This window comes from Paenibacillus chitinolyticus (assembly GCF_045038035.1).
GTDB classification, from domain to species: Bacteria; Bacillota; Bacilli; order Paenibacillales; family NBRC-103111; genus Paenibacillus_F; species Paenibacillus_F chitinolyticus_A.
Map to the genome: position 1 here is coordinate 2,747,291 of NZ_CP173427.1, position 16,690 is coordinate 2,763,980.

18 protein-coding genes and 1 pseudogene are annotated in these 16,690 nt (G+C 50.0%); 11 read left to right on the forward strand and 8 right to left on the reverse strand.

All coding sequences use genetic code 11. The features are described 5' to 3' along the window. The first annotated feature begins 416 nt into the window (after positions 1-416). From ACI48J_RS12460 to ACI48J_RS12470, 3 genes are all read left to right on the forward strand, one after another. Entirely contained in the window at positions 417-1,172 is a 756-nt protein-coding gene (locus tag ACI48J_RS12460) for a sulfite exporter TauE/SafE family protein (RefSeq protein WP_405082996.1), read from the forward strand. A gap of 124 nt (positions 1,173-1,296) precedes the next feature. Continuing rightward, on the forward strand, positions 1,297-1,479 hold the full coding sequence (locus ACI48J_RS12465) for a hypothetical protein (RefSeq protein WP_326050205.1): 183 nt from the start codon (positions 1,297-1,299) through the stop codon (positions 1,477-1,479). A gap of 62 nt (positions 1,480-1,541) precedes the next feature. Next, positions 1,542-2,597 (forward strand): DUF1835 domain-containing protein, encoded by a 1,056-nt coding sequence (locus ACI48J_RS12470; RefSeq protein ID WP_405082997.1) that lies wholly within the window; start codon positions 1,542-1,544, stop codon positions 2,595-2,597. 390 nt (positions 2,598-2,987) lie between these two features. Here ACI48J_RS12470 and ACI48J_RS12475 read toward each other — a convergent pair whose 3' ends face one another. The 3 genes from ACI48J_RS12475 to ACI48J_RS12485 form a co-directional block, all read right to left on the reverse strand. Further along, the gene (locus ACI48J_RS12475) at positions 2,988-3,365 is read right to left on the reverse strand and encodes a hypothetical protein (protein ID WP_405082998.1); all 378 of its coding nucleotides are present in this window, start codon (positions 3,363-3,365) and stop codon (positions 2,988-2,990) included. A gap of 160 nt (positions 3,366-3,525) precedes the next feature. Then, positions 3,526-4,461 (reverse strand): EamA family transporter, encoded by a 936-nt coding sequence (locus ACI48J_RS12480; RefSeq protein WP_405082999.1) that lies wholly within the window; start codon positions 4,459-4,461, stop codon positions 3,526-3,528. A 46-nt stretch (positions 4,462-4,507) separates the two neighbouring features. Then, entirely contained in the window at positions 4,508-4,960 is a 453-nt protein-coding gene (locus tag ACI48J_RS12485; RefSeq protein ID WP_326050193.1) for an Lrp/AsnC family transcriptional regulator, read from the reverse strand. Positions 4,961-5,285: 325 nt separating this feature from the next. Here ACI48J_RS12485 and ACI48J_RS12490 point away from each other — a divergent pair, with 325 nt between their 5' ends. The 3 genes from ACI48J_RS12490 (at position 5,286) to ACI48J_RS12500 (ending at position 7,863) form a co-directional block, all read left to right on the forward strand. Continuing rightward, a complete protein-coding gene (locus ACI48J_RS12490; protein WP_009676488.1) occupies positions 5,286-5,624 on the forward strand; it encodes a helix-turn-helix transcriptional regulator in 339 nt (112 codons plus the stop codon). Positions 5,625-5,659: 35 nt separating this feature from the next. Continuing rightward, the gene (locus tag ACI48J_RS12495; protein WP_405083000.1) at positions 5,660-6,169 is read left to right on the forward strand and encodes an SRPBCC domain-containing protein; all 510 of its coding nucleotides are present in this window, start codon (positions 5,660-5,662) and stop codon (positions 6,167-6,169) included. Between the two features lie 239 nt (positions 6,170-6,408). Then, positions 6,409-7,863: a catalase gene (locus tag ACI48J_RS12500; RefSeq protein ID WP_405083001.1), complete on the forward strand. Its 1,455-nt coding sequence runs from the start codon at positions 6,409-6,411 to the stop codon at positions 7,861-7,863. 254 nt (positions 7,864-8,117) lie between these two features. Here the strand turns inward: ACI48J_RS12500 and ACI48J_RS12505 are convergent, their stop codons facing one another. Further along, positions 8,118-9,383: a cytochrome P450 gene (locus ACI48J_RS12505; protein ID WP_405083002.1), complete on the reverse strand. Its 1,266-nt coding sequence runs from the start codon at positions 9,381-9,383 to the stop codon at positions 8,118-8,120. Positions 9,384-9,615: 232 nt separating this feature from the next. On the opposite strand from ACI48J_RS12505, the gene ACI48J_RS12510 reads away from it, so the two are divergent. The 3 genes from ACI48J_RS12510 to ACI48J_RS12520 all read left to right on the forward strand — a co-directional run bounded on the left by ACI48J_RS12510 (position 9,616) and on the right by ACI48J_RS12520 (position 11,787). Continuing rightward, a complete protein-coding gene (locus ACI48J_RS12510; protein ID WP_405083003.1) occupies positions 9,616-10,236 on the forward strand; it encodes a TetR/AcrR family transcriptional regulator in 621 nt (206 codons plus the stop codon). Between the two features lie 38 nt (positions 10,237-10,274). Then, the gene (locus tag ACI48J_RS12515; RefSeq protein WP_326050185.1) at positions 10,275-10,754 is read left to right on the forward strand and encodes an isochorismatase family cysteine hydrolase; all 480 of its coding nucleotides are present in this window, start codon (positions 10,275-10,277) and stop codon (positions 10,752-10,754) included. A gap of 130 nt (positions 10,755-10,884) precedes the next feature. Continuing rightward, complete coding sequence (locus ACI48J_RS12520; RefSeq protein ID WP_326050184.1) at positions 10,885-11,787, forward strand: SDR family oxidoreductase; 903 nt, start codon at positions 10,885-10,887, stop codon at positions 11,785-11,787. A gap of 286 nt (positions 11,788-12,073) precedes the next feature. Here ACI48J_RS12520 and ACI48J_RS12525 read toward each other — a convergent pair. The 4 genes and pseudogenes from ACI48J_RS12525 to ACI48J_RS12540 all read right to left on the reverse strand — a co-directional run. Then, positions 12,074-12,283: pseudogene (locus ACI48J_RS12525) on the reverse strand (winged helix-turn-helix transcriptional regulator); the annotation flags it as partial. Beyond that, positions 12,284-12,670, reverse strand: a complete 387-nt coding sequence (locus ACI48J_RS12530) for a VanZ family protein (RefSeq protein ID WP_405083004.1) — start codon at positions 12,668-12,670, stop codon at positions 12,284-12,286. Positions 12,671-12,855: 185 nt separating this feature from the next. Further along, a complete protein-coding gene (locus ACI48J_RS12535; RefSeq protein WP_405083005.1) occupies positions 12,856-13,989 on the reverse strand; it encodes a DUF4179 domain-containing protein in 1,134 nt (377 codons plus the stop codon). After that, the gene (locus tag ACI48J_RS12540) at positions 13,976-14,509 is read right to left on the reverse strand and encodes an RNA polymerase sigma factor (RefSeq protein WP_405083006.1); all 534 of its coding nucleotides are present in this window, start codon (positions 14,507-14,509) and stop codon (positions 13,976-13,978) included. Before ACI48J_RS12540 ends, ACI48J_RS12535 begins: the two co-directional genes overlap by 14 nt. 281 nt (positions 14,510-14,790) lie before the next feature. Between ACI48J_RS12540 and ACI48J_RS12545 the strand changes: the two genes are divergently transcribed. Together ACI48J_RS12545 and ACI48J_RS12550 are read left to right on the forward strand one after the other, a co-directional pair. Next, positions 14,791-15,627 carry a MerR family transcriptional regulator gene (locus ACI48J_RS12545; protein ID WP_405083007.1) on the forward strand — a complete coding sequence of 279 codons (837 nt, stop codon included), beginning with the start codon at positions 14,791-14,793 and terminating at the stop codon, positions 15,625-15,627. Positions 15,628-15,651: 24 nt separating this feature from the next. Further along, positions 15,652-16,674, forward strand: a complete 1,023-nt coding sequence (locus tag ACI48J_RS12550) for a serine hydrolase domain-containing protein (RefSeq protein ID WP_405083008.1) — start codon at positions 15,652-15,654, stop codon at positions 16,672-16,674. The last annotated feature ends 16 nt before the right edge of the window (positions 16,675-16,690 follow it).

The window sequence follows — 16,690 nt, forward strand, 5'->3', positions numbered from 1 at the left end:
CGCCGATACAGCCTCTTGGCGGAAATCATCGAACAGTATGCTGAGCGATCAGGTTGAAACATGCGATTATCGCGATGAGAACCGCAAAGATTGGGAGCCCGCCGGAGAAATGGGTGGTGCGCGTGCATACCAGAGACATAAGTACAAGACAAATGGAAAACTCGATAAATTCATGCCTTATCAGAACAGCTGAAAACATGTTTAAATACCAAATAAAAATTTTGTGTATAGGATCTTGTTGGATACTGTGAAAACCGCTTAAACGGCGCGTGAAACCGGTCAAAACATGTGTTTTATACATAGAAAACGTATGCTATTATATAGACCTGCACAAAAAGGAGGGGTTCTTTGCCTTATTTTAATGTTGATGCACAATCGTTGAACAGGCGTTCTTATTTAGCCGATGGGAGGGAGCAATGACTATCTCTCTGATCCTGCTGGTGGTCGCTGCGGTTTTTGTCGGCGCCTTCATGAAATCTATGTTCGGCTTTGGGGAGGCGATCGTGAGCATGCCTTTGCTTGCTCTGCTGCCTGTGCCTCTGCAAACGTCGGTTCCCTTGATCGGTTTGGCGGGACTGACCGTTGCTTTGCTGACCGTGTTTAGCGGCTGGCGCCATGTTGAACGTCCTGTCCTGATTCGATTGGCCGTTTCCACTGTAATCGGTATTCCTTTCGGGCTTATTATGCTTCATCTTGTTCCTGCTATCGTGATTACTTCCGCACTCGGTATTTTCTTAATCATTTTCGGCTGCTATTCCTTACTGAAGAAGTTACTCTCCCGGAAAATCGGTCGGCCGCTGCTGCACAACCGAGGATGGGTTTTGCCGTTTGGGTTTGCTTCCGGAGTTCTTGGCAGCGCCTATAATTTTAACGGTGTACCGGTCGTTGTTTACGGTACCTTGCGGCGCTGGAATCCGGATCGTTTCCGGGGAACGCTGCAAGCACATTTTCTTATATCCGGTTTACTCGTAGTGACAGGACACGCACTCGGCGGATTATGGACGATTGACGCGTTGGTTTTGTATGCGTACTCTTTGCCCGCTATACTTGCGGCTACCGGACTTGGCGTCCTCTTGAATAAGCGTATTTCCGCTGAAAATTTCGAGCGGTACTTGTTTATGATCATCATCGCACTTGGATTTCTGTTAATTCTGCCAAGGGGTTCTAACTAAGCCTACCTCTCTTCCTTCACGGCATCGTACAATTCAAATCCAGATACAGGCGACTAAAATCCCTGTTATGGTAAAATAAGTGAGCGAGTTATTCCTTGGTTATATAGAAAAGAGGCGACGTATTATGAATGAGGAGACCAATAAAGAGATATTAAAAGAACTGAGGAACTTAAACGAAAAGGTCGATCATTTAATCGCAACAAAAGGATTATCCACCCCTTATAAACTTTTAGCTGTTTTTATCGGGTTTGCGGTGATTGGTCCTCTAGTTGCTGTGATTTTGTCGGTCTTGTTAAAGTTATTCTAGAACCGCGTAAAAGGCTGTAAGTTTTAGATTGAGAAGCTTGTAAAGGAAAAGAGGGGGGAGAAATGAGAAATACACCGGGGATCGCGAGGGCAATCGATAGTTTGGGGAAATACGGCGCGAAAATTTATCTGGGATTTGCTTTGGAACAAATCAGGAAGCTGAAAGAACGGGAAGCGCCGCTGGAAACAGCGGTTTCCGATCTCATTGAGCTGTACGACGAATTAATCGAATCGGCAGAAAAAAAGGCAGCTTGGGACCCGGTTCCGACCTGTACTCATGTCCATTTTGTTGTAGGCTGTTCTTTTGCGGGCCTTATGAAAGCGGCTCTGAAGCAGCTCCACTGGTCGGGCACACATAAGGTGATTACGCTGAGCGAGAACTACGCCATTGGACCGGTTCGCGACTTGGACTCTTACGAAGGACGGAAAGCAAGGCGGGACTGGTTTCAGGACCATATAACGGAATTCTTTGAAGTCTGCGATGACCCTGAAGAAGATTACGATCATCTACTGGAAAGGGTCAACAAAATTCCGGAACAGGCGAAGGTTATCGTCTGGGCCAGCCGCAACGCATGCGAGCAGACGGGAATGCTGTACGCGATCCGTTTGCTGAGCGGGCGGTCCAATTCTTTAGCGGTATACGATGCGTGCAGAATCTGTGAGGAGCTTGTTAATCGTCCGGATGTTACCTACAGCTTTAGGTACTCGGGAGAAATTCCGTCAGACAGCCTGCAGGCGGCGCTTGTCCGCACGAAGGATAACAGCTATCTGAGCGATGCGGATAAGAGACGGTTGGAGCGGGAATGGCAAACAATCTCGAAGCAAAGCGGAACATTTCGAATTTGGCGTGATGCGGCGGTGGCCGAGGTGCCGGATGATTATTATGACAGGTACTTGCTGGAAATGTTGGACAAGCTAAGATCTGCCTCCGATCCTCGTTATCTGAAAGCGGCTCGTCTAATAGGAGAAGCGATGGGCTGTTGTGAGCAATATATCGGAGACGCCTATTTTGAATATCGGTTGAGGCAGTTGATTTATGACGGTATTCTTGAGATTAAAGGTGTTCCCAGCTCGATGAGACGCTACAGCGTCAGACGTAAAAACTTTTCGCCAAACTGAGTACCGAGATTGTAAGGAACCTGTTCGGGATTTCCATCGGCACATGCGGCTATAACGCGGCCCGCCTAGGGACCGGAAGAGCAGAGAGGATGAAGGCAAGCTCGTTCAGCATCTTAGCCTTCTAAGCATCCGGAATAATTGTAATGGCAATCGATACCTCCAAGAGCAATGGAGCATACACTCGTAACGCTTGTTTGGATTGCGCTGATCCTCTTTGCGACTAATCACTGGATTTCGGGCAATAAAATCACTTCCGATTAAGTGAACCGCATTGGGCTGAACTTTGCGGGACAGGTTACGCATTTCTTCTTATGTACATCCTTCACAAATGAATGTGAAGAATATAATCATGAAGTTCACAAGAACGGATCAGGGAAAAACAAGTCTTATTTACATGATCGGACTAAGTGACGAAATAACGGATAATTCGGATTGTAGAATGCGTTGATCCGTGACAAGGTTACCAGATCCATCAATGCCGAAAACGGAAAGTAACGCATTGGGTGTTTCAACAGAAACCGTGTTAATTTGAACTTCATAAGCGACGTTTCCGGCGATAAAAAATTCTCTGACATTGTAAGAGTTTGCAGGAACCACATACGTGACCAGATAGGCCGTATAGAAAGTAGTAGAATCTACAGATGCGAATATATGCACCGTAACGGTTACCGGATTAGTGGTATCCAAATTCCTGACGTTCATCACAATGTTAGAAGATGCGGTACCTACGTCTCTCGTATTGGTAATTGTACCTGTTGAAAATGGCATACATATTCCTCTCCTTTTGGTAGATTTCTGTAAGATATGAACGAGTACTAGCGATTGATTGGACTATCATCTACCGGCAAGAGAAATGGATAAGATCTAGTATAAAAAATAAAAACGACGACCCCAATCCGGTAGGTCTGTCGTTTTATAAATCTTAACCTTATGTATGGCGTTTTCGGGAAACCGTAATCACGACAACGGCAGCTATAATGAAGACAGCGGCCGTCAGCGAATTGGGGGACAACTGCTCACCGGCCAGGAACCAGCCCAGAAATACGGCAACGACGGGATTGACGAAGGCATAGGTGGAAACCAGCACGGGTTCCGCATGTTTTAACAGCCAGATGTAGGCCGTATAACTGACGATAGAGCCGAATGCGATTAAATATCCAAGGGCTGCATAAGAACGAAGGGTGATTGCACTCGGCTGCAATCCGGACCATTCACCCAGGACAAGCGCAGCGATTAAAAGCAAAGCTCCTCCGATGATCATTTGGAGGGCGGTAGACAGCAGCGGCGATTCGGGAAGCTTGGCTTTGCGGGAATACAAAGAACCGATTGACCAGGAGACGGAAGCGAGAAGGAGAGAGACGATCCCCGCCATATCCAGACTTCCGCCGGAAGATGAACCGGGATGGACGACCAGAATGACAATTCCCGCAAAACCAAGTAACAGGCCCGTCACGATACCTGCCGAGGGCTTATTTCGGCTGCGGCCTATCCAACCGAATACGAGCATCCATAAAGGAACGGTAGCAACCAGCAGAGAAGCAATGGCGGAGGGGACACGCTGTTCGGCCCAAGCCACGACCCCGTTTCCGCCCAGCAGCAGCAAGGCGCCTGTAATTCCCGCGCTTTTCCATTCTGTGACAATGGGACGTTGTGCCCCTGTTAATCTTGCCAGCACGTACAAGATTAATCCGGCGCTGAGAAAACGAACTCCTCCCATCGTAAAAGGCGGAATCGTTTCAATGGCGACTTTCATCCCGAGGTAGGTCCCTCCCCAGAACAAGTAAACCGACATCAATGCGGCTGCAATGATCATAAATTTGGATGTTCCCGCCTGAGTAAGATTTGTGGCCGCAGGCTGTTTCATATTCTTGCTCCTTTCCTGTCCGACAGAAGACTGCGATAGTGCGGACTTAATTTTCTTTCCGCCCGTTCTCATACACGGTAGACAAAATGAAAGTCGTGGAAGTTTCCTGAACCTCGTGAATCTTAACCATCTCATCGATTAAATTGGTAATATGCTCGGGGGTGGATACCCGCACTTTAAGCATCATGCACCATTCTCCCGCGAGCCGTTGACATTCCAGGATAGTAACATCCCTGACCTGGAGAGCCACGATTTTATCCGAAATTTCTTTGAAATTCAGGCATTTGATTTTGACGTAAATATAAGCTTTGATTTTTTGTTCCAATTGACTCCAATCTACGATGCCGCGATATCCTTTGATAATTCCGTTTTTTTCAAGCTTCGAGACCCGCTGATGAACCGCCGGACGGGAAATGTGAAGCGATTTGCTTATCTCTTCATGGGACAGTCTCCCGTCCTCTTCAAGCAGCCGGATGATTTTTATGTCGATAGAGTCCATCTGTAACCTAACCTCCTCGAATAAATTATAGCACGTGACCGGCAACAGGGAACTATTCGTAATCATAAAGAGATCAAATCAAACGAATCGTTATAATGGAACCTGATTTTGGGGATACATACCGATATTCGTATAAAAAAGGACTTCAGGTTTTACGAATCGTAACGATGATAGAGGCGGTCAACCGGCAGGAACGATGACTCCGCCACAAATATTCCTTTACAGGAATATTCCCTATATGGTATATTGATTTCAGCAAGAAAAGTAAACCGAACAACGACTCCGGACACTTACCTGTAAGACCGGCAGAGAATGGATGATGACCATGGACGCTCGCGTCATGAGTGCTCTTGCCGAGCCGAACCGGCTGTTGATTTTGGAGCTGCTGCGGGAGTGTCCGCTTACGGTAGGGGAAATCGCGGAGCGGTTGCAGATGCGCCAGCCCCAGGCATCGAAGCATTTGCGTGTTCTGAGCGAAGCGGGCCTTGTTAAGGCACAGGCGGATGCGAATCGGCGAATCTACAGCCTTCAGCCGGACCCTTTCCGGGAGCTGGATGAATGGCTGGAGAGCTACCGTGTCATCTGGGAGGAACGATTCGACCGTCTGGACGACTATCTACAGAAGCTGCAGGGCCGGGAAACCGGGGAAGATCGGCAAGACTGACCGAAGAGAACCCAATTATTGAGGAGGAATTTACAATGACAAATTCAATCACTTCCAAGGTGGAAGACAAGACCCTGACGCTGGAGCGCGTATTCAAGTCTCCCCGCGAGCTGGTGTTCGAGGCCTTCTCCCAGGCCGAGCATCTGAAGCGCTGGTGGGGTCCGAGAGGCTGGAGCATACCGGTATGCAATGTGGATTTCCGTGTCGGCGGCGTTTGGCATTATTGCATGAAATGTGAGGACAAAAATCAGGGCGGATTCTACGGCATGGAATCGTGGGGCAAAGCGGTATACAGCGAGATCCAAGCACCGGAGAAGATCGTGTACACGGACTATTTCTCCGACGCGGAAGGCAGCATCGCGGAAACGATGCCGGCTACGATTTGCACGCTGACGTTCATCGAAGTTGAAGGCGGCACCAAAGTCGTCAGCAGAGGCGAATATGCAACGGCCGAGGACTTGAAGCAGGTCCTGGATATGGGCATGCTGCAAGGCATCACCGAAACATGGGATCGTCTGGGCGAGCACCTGGCATCGATTCAGTAGAACAGCCTGTCGGTCACGCGGCCAGTCATTTTTAAAATCCATAAATGAGAGAAGAGGATCACTCCCCGGAGTGATCCTCTTTATCGATAGCCGTCTTCGGGCATTTCCTGAGCAGTACGCGTGACGTATGTAGCAGATGAAGACATTGTCGTTCCCGGACAGATGGTACAGGGGTATAAATGTTCCAGAGCCCCACATATACAATAAGGTATCCGGAAAATGGACGTGTGGGAGGGACAATGATTATGGAAGGAAACAACGGACGGTTTCAATCAGACGCAACATCGCCACGCAGCGGTTCTCCGCAAAGATCTTCGGCGCAGCATGTACCCAAAGAGCATGCTCCTAGAAGTCACACTCCTGCGGAAGGGGCGGGGAACATACCGGCAGCATTCCATTCACAGACGATAGGCGAAAGAGGCCCGGTACTTGAACAGGACAATATTTTACACGAAACACTGGAAACCTTTGTACATACAAAAATTATCGAAAGGCCGGTGCACGTGAAAGGCAATGGTGCCTTTGGTTACTTTCAAACCGTCCATTCCATGGCGGCCTACACCAAGCTCTGCTTTTTACAAAACCCCGGCCAGCAGGTTCCCGTTACCGTAAGGTTTTCCCTCGCCGTAAGCAATAAAGGCACCCCGGATACTTCCCGCAATGTGCGCGGTTTCTCCACCAAATTTTACACGGAACAAGGAGTTTTTGATTTGCTCTGCAATCATATCCCCGTATTTTCCGTACGGGATGCCATTCGTTTTCCGGAGTTCGTTCAAGCCTTTCTGCCCTCGCCGGTAAACAACCTGATCGATCCGGAACGGATGTGGAGCTTCGTTGCCCGTGCGCCCGAATCCACTCATTTTCTGGTCCGGCTCTACTCGGACGCGGGCACGGTCAAAAGCTTCCGCCATATCCCGGGTCATAGTGTGAACACCTATGTGTGGAGAAACGCGCAGGGCGTCCGCACCTATGTAAAATACCACTGGATCCCGTTTGCCGGCGTGCAGGTTATCGACCGTCACGAAGCGGCCCGATTGAGCGAGAATCCGGATCTTGCAGGCCAAGATTTATTCGATACTCTGGCAGCGGGGAGCACCGTTGAATACGGGCTGCATGTACAGCTAATGAACCCGGACGACGAGGCCCTTCTTCCTTTCGATCCGCTGGATGATACCAAGGTCTGGGACGAGAGACAATATCCTTTGCTGCCGGTAGGCCGGCTGATACTGAACCGCAATCCGGACAACTATATGGATCAGGTGGAGAAAATAGCTTTCTCGCCGTCCAATCTCTTGGATGGAGCCGAGTTATCGGACGATAAATTGCTGCAAGGACGCGCCAACATTTACTGGGATTCTCAGCGCCGGCGGTTGGGGACGGATTTCCGCAAAATCCCTGTCAATCATCAACAAAATTGGTCGCCCGATTCCCTTGTGACCAGCGGCAGCGGCAGATATGTTGAAGGCCGTCTCGTGCGGACCGATCTGTCCGAACCGGATAATTTTACACAGGCCGGCCAGTATTATCGCGCTCTGCCTCCTGTGCAGCAAGAGCATCTGGTGGATAACCTCTCTGCCGATCTTGCCGGTATATCCCATGGAACGCAAAGTACGGTCTTGAGCTATCTGTACCAGGCCTCGGCGGAACTGGGAGAACGGGTTGCCCGGCACATTCAAATGCAGACTAAAGGATAATTCCCTAAAAAATGAAGGGCCCTTCAGGGCAGCACGCATAGTTAGATCTGCTTAGAGCGCAGTCTGTTGATAACAAGGATAGATGTTCTTGTCTTAGGCACCGGACAAGAACATCTATCCTTTTCCGTCTAACCGGCAGCATGCTGTATTTCGGGCAAATCACCGAGGCGGAGCAGGGTAGGAGAAGCTGTAAAATTCCGCGTCAGCCAAGGCCAGACTCCGCCGTCCCTACCATTCGTGCAATCATTGTATTGTCAAAAAGCGACGGGAAGGGAGGTTATTCCCTGTGAGCTCAGCGTGAAACTCCAGGCGACGCTCTCCCGCGGGACGTTGAGCCGCAGATTAGGCAAGCGCCTTAGCAGGGTAGTAAAAGCAATGTCACCTTCCACACGGGCAAGCGGAGCCCCCAAGCACATATGGATGCCTTGTCCGAAGGCGAGATGACGATGGATTGTACGCGTAATGTCGAGTTCTTCCGGCTGCGTAAACTGATTTTCATCGCGGTTCGCTGATTTCAACACGGGAATGACGATATCGCCCTTCTTGATCGCCTGTCCGGCAAGCTCGAGATCTTCCGTTGCAAAACGCGGTCCGGCTATAGTGGCAGGACCATTGAAGCGCAGCAGCTCTTCGACGGCGGAAGGAACCAGGCTAAGATCGGATTTGAGTTTCTCGAGCTGCTCGGGATGATCCAGCAGGGTGAAGGCTCCGGTGGCGATCAGATTCGAGGTTGTCTCATGCCCGGCAAAGATCAATAACGTGATCATCGAGAGCAGCTCCGCTTCGCTGAGCCGGTCTCCCTCCGATTCCATCTCGATCAGCCGGCTGATCAAGTCATCGGCAGGACGGCGGCGTTTGTCGGCCACAAGCTGCGCGGTATATTCGCCGAAGGCTCGCAGATGTTCATCGATACCCGGCTCCCGTCTTCCGAGCCCCAGGCCGTGCGCGATGGCCGCGGACCAGACATGGATTTGCTCCCGGTCAGCTTCCGGCACTCCGAGCATATCGGAGATGACGTTGATCGGCAAAGGATAGGCATAGTCTTTGACGAGGTCCATCTCGCCTTGATCCTGCACCCGGTCGAGTAATTCGTCCGCAATTTGCTGCACGCGGGGACGTAAGCCTTCCATGTATCTTGGCGTGAAGACTTTGGAAACGAGGCCGCGCAGTCTGCGGTGATCGGGTTCATCGACAGAAAGCATGGAACTTCCGGTAAAGAAGGTAGGAGGAGCGGACGGGTCCGGATTGCCGCCGGCTAAAGTTTGCCTGATATCGCCGTGTCCGTCGATAGTACTCGGATCGACCGTAAAGCGGGTATGATCCTTGAGTACACGCATCGCCTCTTCCATACGCGTCACCATCCAGGCCTGCTTATCCGCCCCCGCCATCGGGAACGGGACAGAAATAACGGATCCCATTGCCCGCATTTGCGCAAATATCGTAAAAGGGCTTTCATCGCTTTCGCCGCTAAACAAGCTGAGTGCCGACTTCTTTGGAACATTTGGATCCGAATTGTTCATAAATACCATCCCTTCGCTTGAGCTTTTTACTTTTTTAAAAGAAACCGAACCTCCAAGTCAAAATGCCTGTATAAAGGAACCACGATAATAAACCGAAAAGCGCGGAATCTCGACCGGACAAAGTGTCAACGGAGGAATCGATGCGCTTTTTCTCGCTGTCTTACATTGTGAAATCCCTTTCCAAAGAGTATAATGTCACTGAATGACAAATGTCAATGAAGGAAGAAATGTGATGAATACCATAAAATTTCTGCCAAACGGAGACACGCAGCCGGAAAACTTGCGGGAACGCAAGAAACGTCAGGCGCAAGCGGCCATTGAAGAAGCGGCACTACGGCTCTTTCGGCAAAAAGGCTATGAGCAGACCTCCATCCAGGACATAGCTGACGCGGTGACGATGTCTCCGCGCACTTTTTTTCGCTATTTTGCGTCCAAGGAAGAGGTCCTTTCCGGGCTCATTCATACGATACAGAGCGATGGTATCCGTACGCTCGTGCACGCTGCGTCTTCGGCATCGCCGCACACTGCGCTGCGGGAAGTCTTCGGGTATCTGGCTGGCAGGTATCAGGAGCAGCGGTCCAACCTGTATATCCGTCATCAGATTGCCATGCAGACCCCGTCCATCGCTTCCTTGTTTCTGTATGCGCTGCTGGAAACGGAGCCGGCCATTTGCGAAGCGGTTTGCTCCCGCCTCGAACCGGCCAGGGACCGCAACGAGATACGCTTCCTGGTAGCCGTCTATATGGCAGCGCTGCGTGTCTCCCTGGAGGAGTGGCTGGAATATGAGGACAGCCGTGATCTCGTTTCCCTGCTTCACAACCATCTGGATTGCTTCTCTACCGACCCTAATTGAACAAAACGAATGTAAAATGAATGCGAGGAAGTGAAACGGTGAAAATTGCACTTTTAATCGTCGATATGCAAATTGAATTTCTGCAGGGTCTTCCGGTCGCAGCCGCAAGCGAGTATATAAATCATACGGCTCGAATTTTGCGTTCCGGCGGACATCAAGTCATTCATATCCAGGATGTGGAAGGGGCCGGGACGGTTAGTCCGGAACGTCTTGATTTTATACCGGAGATTCAAGTGGAGCAAGATGACCTCCTGGTGAAGAAGACTTTCTCCAACGCTTTCTGGCAGACGGATTTGGAACAAATTTTGCTCGATCGTCAGATCGGCCTTGTCGTGGTAGCGGGCTATGACGCCGGGAATTGCGTCTTATTTACGTACAATGGAGCGATTGAACGCGGGTTTAAATCCGCCGTTTTACAGCATGGCATTATGAGTTCGAGAGAAGATCTCGTTCACCTTACATACCGGGACCGCCATGTGATTTCCTATCCGGTTATCGAATTCATGGTTCAGTCCTAAGCGGCTGGAACGGGACCGGTTGGCTGCCTATCGTTTAAATGTCCTCCATCTTGGTTACAAAGAGAAGTGTTAAACACTTTTCAGTCAACTGTCGAACGAATACAGAGACAACCCAGAGGAGGACTTCACTATGCCGGAACAAGACCAGAATACCGTGCAGGATCCAACTACCCAATATCCGAAGGCGGCACCCGATTGGAAGCAGACACAGCCTGAACCGGGGCTTCAGAACAAAATGACTCCCGTACCCGACGCAGGGGAGACCAGCTATCGCGGCAGCGGGCGATTAACCGGCCGCAAAGCGGTAGTCACGGGAGCCGACAGCGGAATCGGACGCGCGGCGGCGATTGCTTTTGCCCGCGAAGGTGCGGATGTGGTTCTGTCTTACTTGCCGGAGGAAGAGGCGGATGCGCAGGAAGTCGTCAAATTGATCGAAGAAGCGGGCCGGAAAGCCGTTGCTTTTCCGGGCGATCTGAAGGACGAGCATTACTGCGCGCAGCTGATTGCGACAGCGGTGGATAAACTGGGCGGAATCGATATTCTTGCCAACGTGGCAGGCAAGCAGCAGTACGTGGAGAATATTGCGGATCTGACGACCGAACAATTCGACGCCACTTTCAAGACCAACGTCTATTCTCTGTTCTGGCTCTGCAAAGCTGCGATCGGGCACATGAAGCCGGGCAGCTCCATTATCAATACTTCTTCCATTCAAGCGTATAAACCGTCGCCGATCCTTTTGGATTATGCGACTACGAAATCGGCGATCAATACCTTCAGCAAAGCGCTCGCACAGCAGGTAGCGGGCAAGGGCATCCGGGTAAATGTGGTGGCCCCGGGTCCCGTATGGACCCCCCTGCAGGTAGCGGGAGGGCAGCCGACCGAGAAGCTGGCGCAATTCGGCGCGAATACGCCGCTTGGCCGACCCGGACAGCCCGCCGAAATGGCTCCGGCCTTTGTATTTTTGGCGAGTCAGGAATCCAGCTATATCAGCGGAGAAACTCTTAACGCCAACGGCGGAACGCCTACGCCGTAACATTTTCAGCATTCATGAGGACGACTTTGCCCGTAAAGGAACGAGTCACCCCAAAAAACTCTTCCGGTCTTCAAAAAGACGGGTAGGAGTTTTTTTTGGTTTAACAAGAAAGCGGACAAATCGAGCTTCTCTCACACTTACCTTTAGGTAAGTACCTGTACTAAAAGTGCACAAGATTATGTGAGTTTTATTGATCATTTGTAACAGGCTGCTTTAAAAGACGTGAAAAAAGAAGTATTTCCTGATAAGGAAATACTTCTTTTGATTTCGTTCGAAACAGCGGACCTTACCGCTTCCCGGTCTGTGGAACCGGCAAGTTGTTTTCTCCCCACTCGCACATCATATTTAATAAGGGAAGGAGAGATAAGCCGCGTTCCGATAAGGAATATTCGACTTTTGGAGGCACTTGGGGAAATTCCTCGCGCACGGTAAGTCCGTCCGCTTCCATTTCTTTTAACATGATGCTCAGTGTCTTATAGGAAATGCTTCCTATGTTTTAAAGCCTGAATCTGTCCGCCAGACGCTGGATAGCGGCCGATCGCATCAGCATGCTGTAGAGAAGAAAGCCAAGCGCTCCCCCGAGCGTGTTGGCCAAAATGTCATTAATATCCGTGCTCCTTCCGTTGCCCAGAGTGATCCGAATGATCAACTGTAATAATTCTATGGAGAGACTTACAACCAGAGCCAGTTTCGCCGCTTTCGTAAAGGTGCCGTATTTAGGGTTCATGAGAGGCAGGTAAATACCCAGCGGTACGAGCATAAGGATGTTCAGGACAAATGTCTTTATGTCAAGTGTCAGAAGCGGAATAAAGTTAATCGTTTTATACCAGGGCGTCTGATTGGCATACAGCCCGAGATTGACGTCAATCGGAAAAAAGACCAAATGGATGACTGCCAATATATAGATGCAAAATGAGATCAGCAAGATGCATTGTAGAGCTGTAAACTTACGTTTTTTAAACGTTGAAGTCCCGAACAAAGTGACCAGAAAAATCAAGAATAGCGGTATCAGGATGAAATAGGACTCAATCGTAAATTGGATAGACATCAGTCTCGAATCTCCCCCGTTCAATTGGCGGCATGCATATCGATTTTCATTTCAAGCCCTTTGATGTACTGATCCTCGTGCACGTTCTCCGTGAAGTCATCCTTGATCACAAAAGGTTTTAAAACTAAATAGTCGATCTTTCCCGGTGTTGTGGCGTACCGGTTGTCAAAGTTCAGACGATTCCCTTCATATACGCCATCTCCGTTCAAACGGGGCAGTTGCCGGCCTTGATCGTCGAATACCGCTATGCCGATTCGGCGCAATCTGTTTTCTTCATTCAGGTTCAGCGCGGTGACTTTATCCAATGTCACGGACGAATAGATGCGGGTCGTCAAAGGCGTCGCTTGAAGAGCGGTTACCGAGAAAGTAAGCTCGTCCTTGGTAACGGCGGCATCCGGATGCCTGTTAACGATATGATCCGTGGACTTGCGGAAAGGGACATCGAGTTTAAACTCGTGATCAATCCCGTCCAAGACGAGCGTTACTTCGGCATTGAACGAATCGGGAACAGAGCGGGCGCCGGACGTGTCCAGCACTTCTTCAAAGATGAGCATGTTCGGATTTGCTTCTCCGGCCCCCGTAAAGAAACCGCCTTTCAGAATAGAACCCGGAGTGCCCTGCCGTTTACCGTCTACGCTGAAAAAGACGTTGTCGATCGCGTTATTAAGATTCACGGTTCTTTTTCCGTTATCGTACTTGCCATCCCGCAGATTTGGAGCCGTCACCCTCAGCAAGAAGGCGGCCCGGCTTCCGTCGAAGACCGTCTCGGTTACTTCAAGCTTAACATCCTTGTAAAACACCTTGTTGTTCACGGGTGAAGCAAGTCCGAGGTCGCCGGCGTTGCGAAGTCCGATATCGGCTTCAATAGAGCTGAAGAGGCTTCCGATTAAAGGAATACTCTTGATCGAATTGGCCATTACCGGAGACACGAAGCCGGAAGCGAAGAGCGTCGTACCGAGGATAACCGCGGCTGAAGTGACAGAGGTGATCCGGCGCAGGCGAGACTTCGGTTTATTTTTGCGAGTGGCAGCCCTATCCGGGAGTGAAGCATAGGTTTCATCCAGGCGCGAGCGGACAAGCGATGAAATAGCCATATTTGCGGATTTCACTTCTTTCAGTTTTTTTAATTCGTCCGTAAGGTCAAATTGATCCATAATTCATCTTCCCTTCACGAAGGATTTTAAAATGTTTCAGCAGGGTATCGCGCGCTCTGGAAAGGCGCATCTTGACGGCACTCTCCGAAATGTTTAGGGCGCTTGCCACCTGGCGCAGGGGCAAATCTTCAAAATAATGAAGAATGACGACGATACGCTGGTTCTCATCCAACCGGTCTACCGCTTCTCTCAGATCCACTTTATCGTAATCATCGGAGAAGGAAGAGGCTGCTGGGACTTCCGAGTAAGCTACGGCACGGGACCTGTTTGCAAGAATCGTATGACATTCATTTATCAGAATCCGGAACATCCAGGTTTTAAAAAATTTCGGCTCGCGCAGGGAAGGAATCGCTTTATACGCCTTAAGTACGGTTTCCTGCAGCGCATCGGCGACATCCTCGTCTTTTCCCAAAATGGATTTGGCCATATGGTGTAAAGAGTCCTCCGAGTGTCTGACAAGGCTGACAAAAGCTTCACGGTCGCCGGCTATCGCTTCAACCGCAAATTTCGTTAACTCCACTTTCCACACTCCTCTTTCTTGTAGGCTTATATTTATACTAGTTAGACGGCCCAGGTCAGAATATGGTCACATTTATTTTTTTGCCGCGTGTCCGCTGAGGGGACTGCAAACGTTCCCTCCAGGAGAAAAAGACCTCCGATCCGGCAGTTGACTTTCCCCTTAGGGGAAGCTGTACAGTGAAGTTGAACGAACTTCGCCCGAGGAAAGACGAATTGTCACGTACAAAGGCGCGATACATACCCCGCATAGCTCTTAAAAACAAGAAGAATGGAGGCGATCTCTTGCTATCGATTGGAGAATTCTCGAAAATATGCGAAGTGTCCACAAAAACGCTTCGATATTACGATGAAATCGGATTAATTAAACCGGACGAGATTAACCCCGAAAACGGGTATCGTTTTTATTCCGTCGGCCAGCTGAAAAAAATGCTCCTGATAAACCGCTTGAAATCTTATCATTTTTCTCTCGAAGACATCAAAGCGCTGCTTGAAACGGAAGAGGATCGTTCGGAAGAGAAGCTTTATTCCGCCCTTAGCCGCAAAAGGAAAGAAATTCAGAATAAGCTGAATGCTTTGGAATACGCGCTGAACCAAATAAGTACGGACATCTTCCATTTTCAGAAGGGCATATCCATTATGTCACACTTGGATCAAATAGAAGTGCAGCTTGTTGAAACCCCGCCCGTGAATATCCTTTATACGCGTCATTTGTTAAGCGGAGATGACTTTGCCTCGGGCTATGCGAAGTATTTTAGCGGGCTATATGAGAAAATTGCCGCCGAAAAGCTCACCATGCTGGGGACGCCGATGACTGTTTATCACAGTCCGGATTACGATCCCGCCGGCAATGATACGGAGTTCGCCATCCCGATAGCGGAGTCCGTAAAGGGAACGCGGGATTTGCCGGGAGGTCTCTGCGCCAAGTCCGTATGGAGAGGTTCCTACCCGGAATTGAGATCGGTTTATGCCAGGCTCACGGAGTGGATAGAGAATGAAGGATATGAGTGGGTAAGACCCCCGTATGAAATCTATGTAACCGATCCCTATCAAGCCGGGGTTTCGGGGGATATTGTTACCGAGGTGTATGTTCCTGTAAGAAAAAAACGGCTTATAGACTGACATTATCCATAGGAGGCGTCGATCATGCAGAGGAACTATTGGCCGACTAAAGAATGGCAATCCGGAGATCCGGAAGCTTTGGGAATGGATGCGCGAAAGCTTGCAGAGCTTGAACCTGTTATACGATCCGGGTACGGCAACATAAACGGAACGGTCATTGTAAGAAAAGGTTGTATTGCTTATGAGAGCTATAACAACGGGTACGGGCCGGATGATACGCACCATGTGGCATCGGTAACGAAAAGTGTTCTGTCCGCCCTGATCGGGATTGCCGTCGATGCGGGCTTTATTAAACATGCGGACCAGAAGGTGCTGGATTTTTTCCCCGAATATGTTCCGGGTGCCGCTGACGGACAGATACGTGAAATCACGCTGCGCCACCTTCTCACGATGACGGCTCCCTATCCGTTTGAAGATTGGCACGAACCGCTCGACAAGATGTGTATACAGCCGGATTGGGTGAAGTACACGCTGGATATGCTGGGCCGACAAGGTGAAATCGGAACGTTTAAGTATTCCACCGCGGGGGCGCATCTGCTTTCCGGCATCATCACCCGCAGTACAGGCAAAAGTGCCCGGGAGTTCGCCAACGAACGGTTATTCAGCGCCATCGGTATGCAAGAAATTCCGGATTATGAAATGAAGTCATTCGGGTTTGAGGACTTATTCGGAGCTGAAGTAAGGGGATGGGTCAGAGACCCCGGCGGCAACTCCACGGGAGGATGGGGACTCACGCTCACTCCCCGCGATATGGCGCGTTTCGGTCTCCTTTATTTGAACCGCGGCTTCTGGGACCAAACTCCGATTATTTCGGAGAAATGGGTCAAGGAGTCCACTGCGATGAACGATAACCATTACGGTTATTTGTGGTGGCTGCGCGAAGAAGGCGGAGTTCATGCATTCATGGCATTGGGCGACGGCGGAAATGTCCTTTGCTGTATCCCGGAAAAAGACCTGATCGTGGCCATTGTGTCCGAATTTATCGTTCAGCCCCGTGACAGGTTGACGCTGATTAAGGATCATATTCTGCCTGCCGTCCTCGACTAAGCCGTGTCACGCTGTA

What these genes read in the sequence shown, in the direction of transcription:
- ACI48J_RS12460 (WP_405082996.1), top strand. Translation starts at nt 417, where the DNA reads ATGACTATCTCTCTGATCCTGCTGGTGGTCGCTGCGGTTTTTGTCGGC.
- ACI48J_RS12465 (WP_326050205.1), top strand. Translation starts at nt 1,297, where the DNA reads ATGAATGAGGAGACCAATAAAGAGATATTAAAAGAACTGAGGAACTTA.
- ACI48J_RS12470 (WP_405082997.1), top strand. Translation starts at nt 1,542, where the DNA reads ATGAGAAATACACCGGGGATCGCGAGGGCAATCGATAGTTTGGGGAAA.
- ACI48J_RS12475 (WP_405082998.1), bottom strand. Translation starts at nt 3,365, where the DNA reads ATGCCATTTTCAACAGGTACAATTACCAATACGAGAGACGTAGGTACC.
- ACI48J_RS12480 (WP_405082999.1), bottom strand. Translation starts at nt 4,461, where the DNA reads ATGAAACAGCCTGCGGCCACAAATCTTACTCAGGCGGGAACATCCAAA.
- ACI48J_RS12485 (WP_326050193.1), bottom strand. Translation starts at nt 4,960, where the DNA reads ATGGACTCTATCGACATAAAAATCATCCGGCTGCTTGAAGAGGACGGG.
- ACI48J_RS12490 (WP_009676488.1), top strand. Translation starts at nt 5,286, where the DNA reads ATGGACGCTCGCGTCATGAGTGCTCTTGCCGAGCCGAACCGGCTGTTG.
- ACI48J_RS12495 (WP_405083000.1), top strand. Translation starts at nt 5,660, where the DNA reads ATGACAAATTCAATCACTTCCAAGGTGGAAGACAAGACCCTGACGCTG.
- ACI48J_RS12500 (WP_405083001.1), top strand. Translation starts at nt 6,409, where the DNA reads ATGATTATGGAAGGAAACAACGGACGGTTTCAATCAGACGCAACATCG.
- ACI48J_RS12505 (WP_405083002.1), bottom strand. Translation starts at nt 9,383, where the DNA reads ATGAACAATTCGGATCCAAATGTTCCAAAGAAGTCGGCACTCAGCTTG.
- ACI48J_RS12510 (WP_405083003.1), top strand. Translation starts at nt 9,616, where the DNA reads ATGAATACCATAAAATTTCTGCCAAACGGAGACACGCAGCCGGAAAAC.
- ACI48J_RS12520 (WP_326050184.1), top strand. Translation starts at nt 10,885, where the DNA reads ATGCCGGAACAAGACCAGAATACCGTGCAGGATCCAACTACCCAATAT.
- ACI48J_RS12535 (WP_405083005.1), bottom strand. Translation starts at nt 13,989, where the DNA reads ATGGATCAATTTGACCTTACGGACGAATTAAAAAAACTGAAAGAAGTG.
- ACI48J_RS12550 (WP_405083008.1), top strand. Translation starts at nt 15,652, where the DNA reads ATGCAGAGGAACTATTGGCCGACTAAAGAATGGCAATCCGGAGATCCG.